Below are 11817 nucleotides of genomic sequence, written 5' to 3' on the forward strand. Positions count from 1 at the left end.
AATGATAGAAGCGGATCGCTTAATTGCAGCAGAGAGTCCAGTATTCAAAGATGAAGATATCATCGACCGCGCTATTCGACCAAAACGTTTAGCCGATTATCAAGGGCAAGATCATGTCCGCGATCAAATGGAAATCTTTATTAAAGCGGCTCAATTGCGTCATGAGCCACTTGATCACTTGTTGGTTTTTGGTCCTCCAGGTTTAGGTAAAACGACGTTAGCGAATATTGTTGCCAATGAAATGGAAGTGAATATTCGTACGACCTCTGGCCCTGTACTAGAAAAAGCTGGCGATCTTGCGGCATTGCTGACAAACCTAGAAGAAAATGACATCTTATTTATTGATGAGATCCATCGTCTAAGTCCAGTGGTTGAAGAAATATTATACCCAGCAATGGAAGATTATCAGCTGGACATTATGATCGGTGAAGGCCCAGCGGCTCGCTCAATTAAAATCGACCTACCTCCTTTTACTTTAATTGGGGCGACAACGCGTGCTGGCTCACTGACCTCACCGTTGCGTGATCGATTCGGTATCGTGCAACGTTTAGAATATTACAAAGTGAAAGACTTACAACACATTGTAAAACGCAGTGCTGATTGTTTAGGCTTATCGATGGAAGAAGAAGGCGCGCTAGAAGTTGCCCAGCGTTCTCGTGGTACGCCTCGTATTGCCAACCGATTATTACGCCGCGTGCGAGATTATGCGGAAGTTAAAGGCAATGGTCATATTTGTCCTGATACGGCAGACAAAGCGTTGAACATGCTGGATGTCGATAATCAGGGATTTGATTACATGGATAGAAAGCTTTTATTAGCCATAATGGAAAAATTCTCTGGTGGCCCTGTTGGGTTAGACAACCTTGCAGCCGCGATCGGTGAAGAAAAAGATACCATTGAAGATGTGATTGAACCTTACCTAATTCAGCAAGGCTATCTACAAAGAACCCCAAGAGGGCGGATTGCCAGCGATCGAGCCTATCTGCATTTTGGCCTAGATAGACCAGACCGGTAGATACAGAATGAATATACAAAAAGGGTAACAAGTTGTTTGTTACCCTTTTTAAATGCTTGCAAGCCAACCTGACTACTCTAGAATCCACGTCAATAACGTGTCACAAAAAACACCTACACTAAAAAGCTAAGTAGCCTCAGCTAGGAATAAGCAAGAGGCTTAAAATTTTTTTGATTTCACTCACATTTACATGAACTCGAACTAAACTGTGTAAGTTGGTTTGTCTGATTTTTTGTTTTGTTCAAAAATAGTTTAGAAAACTTTTGAAACATCTGTGCTTAATGCGTAATATTAGCACTAACTATATTAGATAGTGCTTAACAAAATAATAACCATTTAGGCACATTTTTGTAACAAACCAAAGTGGTTTTGTTGAGTGTGTTTACTTTAACCATCCTAATCGTTGTATGAAGCTTGTTTCAGGCTCGGATAGCGACATAAAAAGGAGTTACCATGATTGATGTTGTTGATCTATCGCGGTTGCAGTTTGCAATGACAGCGATGTATCACTTCCTATTTGTTCCTTTGACTCTTGGTATGGCATTTTTACTTGCCATCATGGAGTCAGTTTATGTAATGACAGGAAAGCAAATCTACAAGGACATGACTAAGTTCTGGGGTAAGCTTTTCGGTATTAACTTTGCTCTAGGTGTAGCAACTGGCTTAACCATGGAGTTTCAGTTCGGTACTAACTGGTCATACTATTCACATTATGTAGGTGATATTTTTGGTGCGCCTTTAGCTATCGAAGCATTGATTGCATTCTTCTTAGAATCAACAATGGTTGGCTTGTTCTTCTTTGGTTGGGATCGTTTATCAAAACGCCAACACTTAGCGGTAACTTGGCTCGTTGCGATTGGTTCTAACTTCTCTGCGCTTTGGATCTTAATCGCGAACGGTTGGATGCAAAACCCAGTAGGTTCTGAATTCAACTATGAAACCATGCGTATGGAAATGGTGAGCTTCTCTGAAGTGATCTTTAACCCAGTAGCGCAAGTTAAGTTCGTTCACACCGTTTCAGCTGGCTACACTTGTGGCGCGATGTTCATTTTAGGGATTAGTGCATACTACTTACTTAAAGGTCGTGATATTGCATTTGCTCGTCGTTCTTTTGCTATCGCCGCCTCGTTCGGTATGGCTGCGATCCTATCAACGCTAGTACTAGGTGATGACTCTGGCTATGAGCTTGGTGATGTACAACAAGCAAAATTAGCGGCAATTGAAGCAGAATGGCACACAGAGCCAGCGCCTGCGTCATTTACAGCATTTGCTCTACCAAACCAAGATGAGATGAAGAATGACTATGCCATTCAAATCCCATACGCACTTGGTATTATTGCAACTCGTTCTTTAGATAAAGAAGTGAAGGGTATTTCTGACCTTGAAGTAGAACACGAAGCTCGTATTCGTAATGGTATGATTGCTTATGATCTACTTGAGAAATTGCGTGCTGGTGATAAATCAGATGCAAACCTTACGGCTTTTGATGAAGTGAAAGGCGATCTTGGTTACGGCTTATTGCTTAAGCGTTACACCGATGATATTGCTCAAGCATCAGAAGAGCAAATCCAAAAAGCGGTAAAAGATTCTATTCCGCAAGTTTGGCCGCTATTCTGGTCATTCCGTATGATGGTTGCCGCTGGTGTCATTATGTTAGGTGTGTTTGGATTCGCATTTATTCAAACATGTCGTCAACGTATCGAGAAAAACCGTTTCTTACTTAAAGCTGCGCTGTTCAGCATTCCACTACCGTGGATTGCGATTGAAGCTGGTTGGTTTGTGGCAGAATATGGTCGTCAGCCATGGGCTGTTGGTGAAATTCTACCAACAAACGTTGCAGCATCTGCATTATCGCGCGGCGAAATCTTAACCTCAATTTTTGCAATTATTGCATTCTATACTTGCCTGTTAATCGCAGAAGTATACTTGATGGTTAAATTTGCACGTAAAGGTCCTAGTAGCTTAAAAACAGGACGTTATCACTTCGAGCAAAACGACACTTCTTTAGAAGGTAAAGTTTCTCGTGAAGTTGAAGCATAAGCAGGGGATAATTCATGTTTGATTACGAAGCATTACGATTTATTTGGTGGGTACTAATCGGCGTATTATTCGTCGGTTTCGCTATCGCCGATGGTTTTGATATGGGTGTAGGTGCATTAGTGCCTATCATCGGCAAAACCGACTCTCAGCGTCGTGTGATGATTAACTCTATCGCACCACACTGGGATGGTAACCAAGTTTGGTTGATCACAGCGGGCGGCGCATTGTTTGCCGCATGGCCTATGGTTTACGCAACATCGTTCTCAGGTTTCTACCTAGCGATGATCGTAACATTGGCAGCGCTTTGGTTACGTCCAGTAGCCCTAGATTACCGTTCAAAAATTGAAACAACAAAGTGGCGTAACAATTGGGATATCTGTATCTCAATCAGTGGTTTCGTTCCACCGCTTATCTTTGGTGTTGCATTCGGTAACCTATTGCAAGGCGTACCATTTGAACTGAATGAGTTCATGATGTCTCAGTACCACGGTAACTTCTTTGGTCTACTAAACCCATTTGCAATCTTATGTGGTCTAGTAAGTGTATCTATGTTTGTTCTTCAAGGTTCAACATGGCTACAAATGAAAACGACTGGTGATGTTTACAACCGTGCACGTACTGTTTCAACCATTACAGGTTTATTGGTAGCAGTATTATTTGTTGCGGCTGGTTTCTGGGTTCAAAACATTGACGGTTATGTTCTTAAAAGTGTTATCGACCACAACGGGCCTTCAAACCCACTTCTAAAAGAAGTTGCGCGTGAGCCTGGTGCTTGGATGACTAACTTTGCGACTTACCCACTAATGTGGATTGCTCCAGCACTTGGTGTTGTAATGGCATTACTTGCAGTCGTAGCAACAAAAGCACAAAAGGGCGCGTTAGCATTCCTTGCTTCAAGCTTAACTTGTACTGGTGTGATCTTAACTTCTGGTTTTGCAATGTTCCCATTCGTAATGCCATCTAGCCTAGATCCAAACGTAAGTTTCACATTATGGGATTCAACATCGAGCTTGTTGACCCTAGAAATCATGACAGGCGTTGCTTTTGTTATGGTTCCTGTGATTCTTAGTTATACGGCATGGACTTACTACAAGATGTTTGGTCGTCTTGATGATAAGTACATTGAAGATAATAAAAACTCACTTTACTAAGGAGCAATCATTATGTGGTATTTTGCTTGGATTCTAGGCGTATTACTTGCCTGTGCATTCGGTATTATCAATGCTCTTTGGTTAGAGCATTCAGAAATGATGGATGAGGATCGTGAATAATATTAGTCAAAAAATGACTGATATACACTCACCAATGGATAGGGCTCTTTTAAGAGCCCTGTTTTTTGTCGTGACCGTGTTTCATATCAGTATGTTTATGTGGGAACCGCGTGCTTATGCCGAACAAGTCGGTGGCTTTCATTCTCTGCTAACGGTTTTGTTTATTTGGTCGTTATGTAGTTCGTTAATCTATTGCGTTGGCTTCAAACCGATTTTATGGGTATGGCAAATATTGTTTAGCCCGTATTTTTCTGGCGTGATTTTAGCCTACTTTACGGCGCTTTATTTTTTATAAAGCTAACCTTATTTTTGACATAGCGAATCTTTGTCAAAAATAGCAATTAAGCAAACAGGACAATCGGCATTAATATTTAAAGCCACCATTACGCACTTTGGTAATGGTGGCTTTTTTATGCTCAAAAAGCAGACATGTTGAATTAGGTAGAGTATGAGAAAACACCAATTAATACATATTTAAACAAAAAAATGATGGAAGGTTATTATTCAACGCATTAAGTTGCTGTATAGTGATTTGAGTGCTTTTTTAATCAGAACAATCGTTTTGGATAAAACCAACCATAAATAGGTAACAACAGATAGGTAACAACGTGACAGAACAAACAAAAATGACATTCAAATGGCCTATCACCATTTACTATGAAGATACCGATGCGGGTGGTGTGGTATACCATTCGAACTATTTAAAGTTTTTTGAACGTGCTCGTACTGAGTTATTACGTGCACAGGGTATTTCACAACATACATTACTTGAACAAGAAATAGGTTTTGTTGTGAAACATATGGACATTGATTACATCCAAGGTGCTAAACTTGATGAGCATCTTGAGGTCTTAACATCGATTGTCAATTTAAAAAGAGCTTCTATCTCATTCTGTCAGGAGTTAGTCAATCTTGAAGGCAGAATCTTGTGTAAAGCAACGGTTAAGGTAGCCTGTGTCAACATTAAACAGATGAAACCTCAAGCCATCCCAAGCACTATTATGACGGAGTTTGCCCGTGTCAGCTGATATTTCAATTTTTGACCTTTTTTTACAAGCCAGTCTACTGGTTAAGATTGTAATGCTCATTCTACTTGGAATGTCAGTACTGTCTTGGGCCGTCATTCTAAAAAGAAGTAAAATCCTTAATAAAGCTGCTAAAAATGCAGCATTATTTGAAGAGAAGTTTTGGTCGGGTGTCGATTTGTCACAGCTATACCACGAAGTAAAAGCACGTAAAAATAACCTTCTTGGCTCGGAACAAATCTTTTATGCCGGTTTTACTGAGTTTGCTCGCTTGCGACGTACTAATGGCGCATCGGCTGAATACGTAATGGAAGGGGCGGGTCGTTCTATGCGCGTGACCCTTTCTAAAGAAATGGATGAACTTGAAAATCAATTACCATTTCTTGCAACCGTTGGCTCAATCAGCCCGTACATTGGTTTGTTCGGTACAGTATGGGGCATTATGACAGCCTTTATTGCACTAGGTGAAGTTAAGCAGGCGACATTGGCAATGGTTGCTCCAGGTATCGCCGAAGCCTTGGTGGCAACTGCAATGGGTTTATTTGCTGCTATTCCAGCAGTAATGGCGTTTAACCGTCTAAGTAACCAAGTTACTAAGCTCGAGCATAATTACGCAACCTTTGCCGAAGAGTTCCACAGCATTTTGCATCGCCAAGTGATGGCGGAGCATAAGGACTAAATTATGGCGGGTTATGTTCGTAAAAAACGCCAATTAAAAGCTGAGATTAACGTTGTTCCTTATATCGATGTTATGTTGGTATTGCTTATTATCTTTATGGTGACTTCACCTTTTGTAACCCAAGGGGTAGAAGTAGAGTTACCTAAGACAGAAACAGCACAGCCAGCATCAGATATCGCAGGCGACACGGATGCAAGCTTCATCATTGTTGAAATTGATAAACAAGGTAACTTGGGAGTGAGTGTTAATGATGAAGACATGGAACGTGGTTTATCGATGAGTGAAGTGATCACCAGAGTTAAAGCAGAGCGTTCGCTTTCTCCTAAGTCACCGGTTGCGGTAGGTGGTGATCAACAAACGGCTTATGCTGATGTGGTCTTAGTGCTTGATCAGTTAAATAAAGCAGGCATCGAAAAAGTAGGTTTGCTTACTGATATTAAAGAGAATCGCTAATTTGTTAATGCTTAATAAAGAATACAAATCGGCTATATTGATCTCGGTTGTACTGCATATTATTTTGTTTGTACTGCTTTTAGGGGGATCATGGTTTTCTGATGACGATAAAAAGCCAAAGCATCAAATGGTTGAGGCAGTAGTCATCGATCCTAAAGCGATTGAAAAGCAAGCGAAAAGTATTCGAGACCAGCGTGATGCAGCTAAGAAAGCGGAGCAGCAGCGAGTTGAAAAGCTTCGTCAACAAGCTGAACTACAAGAAAAGAATCGCAAAAAAGAGGAAGAAAGACAGCGTAAGCTTCAAGAGCAAAAAGTGCAGAAAGAAAAACAAGAACGAGAAGCGGAAAAGCAAAAACAGCTAGCGGAAAAACAAAGACAAGAAGCGCAAGAAAAAGCTCGAATAGAAAAGCAACGTGCGGCGAAAGCTGAAGCGGAACGTAAAGCGAAAGAAGCAGCGGCAGCCAAAGTAGCAGCAGAGAAAAAAGCGGCTGAACAGGCGAAAGCTGCAGCAGAAGCTAAAGCCGCTGCGCAAGCTAAGGCCAAAGCTGATGCAAAAGCTAAGGCCAAAGCTGATGCAAAAGCTAAAGCGGAAGCAGAAAAACGCGCCAAAGAAAAAGCACAAAAAGAAGCGGTGGAAAAGGCTCGCTTAGCAAGAGAGAAAGAAGCACAGGAAGCGGCGCTTAATGATATTTTCTCTGGTTTAGAAGCAGAAAGTGCACAAATATCATCGGCAAGACAAAAATACGTTGCTTCAGAGCTCGACCGTTATGGCGCAATCTATAAACAAATGATTCAAGAAAAGCTACTGACGGAAGACTCTTTTAGAGGGAAGTCATGTAAAATTAACATCCGTTTAGTACAAACAGGTAGCGATGCTATTGTCAGTAAAGTGACACCTATTGATGGTGAGTCGGCTGTATGTTCAGCGGCAAAACGCGCAATAGCACAAGTGGGTAATTTCCCAATGCCGAAAGAACAAGATGTCGCCGATCAATTGAAGAACATCAATTTGGTTGTTGATCTGTAAATAAGGAATATTCAGTGATTAAACGATTTTTATTAGGATTATTTTGTATCACCATGGCTGTCAGTCAAACGGCCAATGCAGCATTGGAACTGGTGATCACCGAAGGGACCAACTCTGCTCGTCCTATTGGCGTAGTACCATTTAAATGGGAAGGTTCAGGCAAACTACCACAAGATGTGTCTGCGGTTATCGCATCGGATCTACAACGCAGTGGTAAGTTTAATCCTGTGGCAACCTCTAAAATGCCACAAACGCCATACAATGATTCTGATATTGATTTCTCAGTGTGGAATAACCTAGGTGTCGACTCATTAGTGACAGGTAGTATTACGCCAGCAGAAGATGGTCAATATGTGATTGAATACCAACTGTCTGATATTGTGCGCGGCCAATTAACTAACGGACAAAATAAAGCGTTAAACGATAAAGGCCAGTTAGTCTTATCGAAAGATTACCTATTATTTAGCAAGCGCGCAGTGGTTCCCGCTAAACGTCTACGTGAATACGCACACCGGATCTCAGATCTCGTTTATGAAGAGCTAACTGGAGAAAAAGGAGCGTTTTTAACTCGTATCGCTTATGTTGTAGTGAATAACAGCAGTAACTACCCATACGAATTAAGAATTGCAGACTACGATGGCTATAACGAGCGTTTAGTACTTCGATCTAAGCAACCATTGATGTCTCCGGCCTGGTCGCCAGATTCACGTAAACTTGCCTATGTGAGCTTCCAAACAGGTCGTGCGCAGCTTTATATGATGGATATCTATACTGGGAAAACTGAAGTATTAACCGCTTTCCCTCGTCATAACGGTGCACCAGAGTTTTCACCAGATGGTAAAAAGCTAGCATTGGTTCTTTCTAAGACCGGTACGCTACAAGTGTATATCTTAGATTTAGAAACACGTAAGTTAACTCAAGTAACCAACGACCGTGCTAACAATACTGAACCATTCTGGATGCCAGATGGTAAATCACTTATTTTCACATCGGATAGAGGTGGCTTGCCACAAATCTATAAGGTGGACTTGTCTAATAAATCGACCACTCGATTAACATGGCAAGGCAGTCAAAATCTTGGTGGGCAAGTGACGCCTGATGGTCGATTCTTAATTATGGTGAATCGCGGTCAAGGTGGATTTAACATTGCAAAACAAGATTTAGAAACAGGGGCCGTTCAAGTGTTAACAAAAACACAGCTGGATGAGTCTCCAAGTATTGCACCAAATGGTAGTATGGTGATATATAGCTCTATGTATAATAGACAAAATGTTCTATCAATGGTTTCTCTTGATGGTCGTTTTAAAGCTAGACTACCGGCAACCAATGGGCGAGTGAAAGCTCCCGCTTGGTCTCCATTTTTATAATAAAAGCAGTATTTAAACTAATAGATAGTTACTGACAATATAAGGAAGAAAAAATGCAACTGAATAAAATTCTAAAAGGCCTAGTTATCGCTCTACCTCTACTAACAGTAGCAGCTTGTAGCTCTAGCGACGACGCAGCAAATGCATCTGATTCTCAAACAACTGCACAAGAAACAGCAGTTGCAACTCCAGTGGATGAGAGTTCAGCACTATCTGAGCAAGAGCAAATGGAACAACAACTTCGTGAAAACTCGACTGTTTTCTTCAAGTTCGATACTTCTGAAATCTCTTCTGAGTACGAAGATATCCTAGCAGCACACGCTAAGTTCCTAAGCAGCGCAACAGATGTTAACGTAACTATCGAAGGTTATGCTGATGAGCGTGGTACTCCAGAGTACAACATCGCACTTGGCGAGCGTCGTGCTGAAGCAGTATCTAAGTACCTACAAGCACTAGGTGTTCAAGCTAGCCAAATCTCTATCGTGAGCTACGGTGAAGAGAAGCCTCTAGAAATGGGTCAAACTGAAGCGGCTTACTCTAAAAACCGTCGTGCAGTTGTCGTTTACTAATAGGCGATAATTATGTTTGGTAACTTAAAGCGAGTTATTACGCTTTCGTTACTAGTAAGTGCAGCAGGCCCAGTGCTTGCTGCATCTGCTCCAGTATCTGATCTCAATGACTCCCACATTTCATCTTCTGGCTCTTCAGAAACCAATGCTGAACGCCTGCAACGTTTGCTCGATAACAGCAATCGAGTACAAGCTCGGCTTCAACAACAAGTTGATAGCCAAGCGGCTGACCTCAGTAGCCTACGCGGGACTATCGAACGTAATAATTACGATATGAAGCAAATGGTTGAGCGCCAACGCCAATTATTTATTGAGCTTGATAAACTTCGCACAGAAGTCAATGAGCTTAAGAAAAACGGTGTATCTGCCTCTACCACCGCAACTGCCGCTGAAACAGGTGGTGTCGCTGCATCTTCTGAAGTGATTAAAGCATCCGGTGATGAGCAGAGTGCTTATCAAGGTGCCGTTGATATGATCCTAAAAGATCGTAACTACGATGGCGCAATTGTTGCGTTAAAAGATTTTCAAACCAAGTATCCAAACTCAGGCTATGCGGCCAACGCACATTATTGGTTAGGGCAACTGTATTTTGCGAAAAAGCAGGATGTAGACTCAGCGAAAAGCTTTGCCGCGGTAGTGAGTTATAAAGACTCCTCAAAACGTGCCGATGCTTTAGTGAAACTGGGTGATATCGCCAAGCGCAATAATAACGATACCGCAGCGAATAAATATTACCAGCAGGTGATAAGCGAATATCCGAACTCATCAGCTGCGAAACTCGCGCAAAAGAATTTATAGCCTAAATTAAGCTTTCATATCGCTGATGACACTTAAGCCACCATGTCGTTTATAGTAACCAAAGTTATTATAACCAAGAGGTGGCTTAATTATTTCTATCATGCGCCGATGTTATACCCAAGTCACTAGGGTATCGATACGCAGAAAAAGTCCGGTTTTAGTATTACCCTTAATAGGTGTACAATGATCGAATTATTAAAACTGCGTAGAGTAAGAGCAATGGCGCATATCAACGATACAATCGATACCGTATATCCATTCCCCCCAAAACCGGTCGCTTTGACTGCAGAGCAACGTGCTGATTATATTCAAAAAATAAAAGCACTTCTGATAGAAAAAGACGCGGTACTGATCGCACACTATTACACCGATCCAGAGATCCAAGCACTCGCAGAAGAAACTGGTGGCTTTGTCGGCGATTCATTAGAAATGGCGAAATTTGGTAACCGCCATTCCGCTTCTACGCTTATCATTGCCGGTGTTCGTTTTATGGGTGAATCTGCCAAGATCCTTACGCCAGAAAAACGCATTCTTATGCCAACACTAGAAGCAGAGTGTTCATTAGATCTAGGCTGCCCTGTTGATAAATTTACCGAATTTTGCGATGCCCACCCAGATCACACCGTAGTGGTTTATGCCAATACTTCAGCAGCAGTAAAAGCTCGCGCCGATTGGGTGGTGACCTCAAGTATTGCCAATGAAATCGTTGAGCACCTAGACTCAGAAGATAAGAAAATCATCTGGGGCCCAGATCGTCACCTAGGCTCATATATCAAAAAGAAAACCGGTGCTGATATGTTGTTATGGCAAGGGGAGTGCATCGTGCATGATGAGTTCTCTGCTAAAGCCCTAAAAGACATGAAAGCGTTGTACCCAGAAGCTGCGGTACTGGTTCACCCAGAATCACCAGCGAGCGTTGTAGAGCTTGCTGACGCAGTAGGTTCAACCAGCCAATTGATCAAAGCTGCCAAAGAATTACCACATCAGAAAATGATCGTGGCAACCGACAAAGGCATTTTCTTCAAAATGCAGCAACTGGTGCCTGAAAAAGAACTAGTAGAAGCCCCAACCGCTGGCAATGGCGCAACATGTCGTAGCTGTGCACATTGTCCGTGGATGGCAATGAACGGCCTAAAAGCGATTGAAAGCGCATTATCAGAAGGCGGCAAAGATCATGAAATCTTTGTAGATGAAGACATTCGCTTGAAGTCACTCATTCCACTAAACCGCATGTTAGATTTTGCAGAATCGCTAAATCTGAAAGTGAAAGGGAATGCGTAAGTAGACGGACGGGGCTCGTTTCTTGACCGCTTCGCGCTTCGCTGCTCGTTGCTCGGAAAAGAGTAAAGCATGAGTCGAGAGACGGGGACGCTGTGCTCGAGAGCCGAAAAGCAAGGAAAGGTCGCATTTAGATTTTCCGGCAGAGGTTTAATGAGTAATGAGCGGTAGGAGATTCCGTATCTTCTTCGCTTAGGCTCATGTACGGAATGACGATGTCTGGATTTTGAGTGGTGTGTAGCGTGAGCGCTTCGCTAAGTGTAAAAGCTAAACTAATCAACCGTCATCCTGAAAA

Annotated in this window: 13 protein-coding genes; all 13 read left to right on the forward strand. The window is 42.1% G+C overall.

The genetic code is table 11. The annotated features are described in order from the left end of the window. Window position 1 precedes the first annotated feature (1 nt). The 13 genes from ruvB (at window position 2) to nadA (ending at window position 11525) form a co-directional block, all read left to right on the forward strand. Window positions 2–1015 (forward strand): Holliday junction branch migration DNA helicase RuvB, encoded by a 1014-nt coding sequence (gene ruvB, locus K358_RS0112680; protein WP_027697176.1) that lies wholly within the window; start codon window positions 2–4, stop codon window positions 1013–1015. Between the two features lie 453 nt (window positions 1016–1468). Then, window positions 1469–3055 (forward strand): cytochrome ubiquinol oxidase subunit I, encoded by a 1587-nt coding sequence (cydA, locus tag K358_RS0112685; RefSeq protein ID WP_027697177.1) that lies wholly within the window; start codon window positions 1469–1471, stop codon window positions 3053–3055. A 14-nt stretch (window positions 3056–3069) separates the two neighbouring features. Continuing rightward, complete coding sequence (cydB, locus tag K358_RS0112690; protein WP_027697178.1) at window positions 3070–4206, forward strand: cytochrome d ubiquinol oxidase subunit II; 1137 nt, start codon at window positions 3070–3072, stop codon at window positions 4204–4206. Window positions 4207–4218: 12 nt separating this feature from the next. Further along, on the forward strand, window positions 4219–4326 hold the full coding sequence (cydX, locus tag K358_RS19080; RefSeq protein WP_027697179.1) for a cytochrome bd-I oxidase subunit CydX: 108 nt from the start codon (window positions 4219–4221) through the stop codon (window positions 4324–4326). Beyond that, the gene (gene ybgE, locus K358_RS0112700; RefSeq protein WP_226980873.1) at window positions 4310–4621 is read left to right on the forward strand and encodes a cyd operon protein YbgE; all 312 of its coding nucleotides are present in this window, start codon (window positions 4310–4312) and stop codon (window positions 4619–4621) included. The genes cydX and ybgE overlap by 17 nt, the downstream gene beginning before the upstream one ends. Window positions 4622–4952: 331 nt before the next feature. After that, window positions 4953–5354: a tol-pal system-associated acyl-CoA thioesterase gene (gene ybgC, locus K358_RS0112705; protein ID WP_038150204.1), complete on the forward strand. Its 402-nt coding sequence runs from the start codon at window positions 4953–4955 to the stop codon at window positions 5352–5354. Continuing rightward, the gene (tolQ, locus tag K358_RS0112710; protein WP_027697182.1) at window positions 5344–6030 is read left to right on the forward strand and encodes a protein TolQ; all 687 of its coding nucleotides are present in this window, start codon (window positions 5344–5346) and stop codon (window positions 6028–6030) included. Before ybgC ends, tolQ begins: the two co-directional genes overlap by 11 nt. Window positions 6031–6033: 3 nt before the next feature. Next, window positions 6034–6483: a protein TolR gene (gene tolR / locus K358_RS0112715; protein ID WP_027697183.1), complete on the forward strand. Its 450-nt coding sequence runs from the start codon at window positions 6034–6036 to the stop codon at window positions 6481–6483. 7 nt (window positions 6484–6490) lie between these two features. Continuing rightward, on the forward strand, window positions 6491–7510 hold the full coding sequence (tolA, locus tag K358_RS0112720; RefSeq protein WP_027697184.1) for a cell envelope integrity protein TolA: 1020 nt from the start codon (window positions 6491–6493) through the stop codon (window positions 7508–7510). 53 nt (window positions 7511–7563) lie between these two features. Next, on the forward strand, window positions 7564–8877 hold the full coding sequence (tolB, locus tag K358_RS0112725) for a Tol-Pal system beta propeller repeat protein TolB (RefSeq protein WP_244875259.1): 1314 nt from the start codon (window positions 7564–7566) through the stop codon (window positions 8875–8877). 53 nt (window positions 8878–8930) lie between these two features. Next, window positions 8931–9446, forward strand: coding sequence for a peptidoglycan-associated lipoprotein Pal (gene pal, locus K358_RS0112730; protein ID WP_027697186.1), 516 nt, complete (start codon window positions 8931–8933; stop codon window positions 9444–9446). Window positions 9447–9458: 12 nt separating this feature from the next. After that, window positions 9459–10244 (forward strand): tol-pal system protein YbgF, encoded by a 786-nt coding sequence (gene ybgF, locus K358_RS0112735; protein WP_027697187.1) that lies wholly within the window; start codon window positions 9459–9461, stop codon window positions 10242–10244. Between the two features lie 219 nt (window positions 10245–10463). Next, window positions 10464–11525, forward strand: coding sequence for a quinolinate synthase NadA (gene nadA, locus K358_RS0112740; protein ID WP_027697188.1), 1062 nt, complete (start codon window positions 10464–10466; stop codon window positions 11523–11525). Window positions 11526–11817: the final 292 nt, after the last annotated feature.

The organism is Vibrio litoralis DSM 17657 (assembly GCF_000426765.1).
Taxonomy (GTDB): domain Bacteria; phylum Pseudomonadota; class Gammaproteobacteria; order Enterobacterales; family Vibrionaceae; genus Vibrio; species Vibrio litoralis.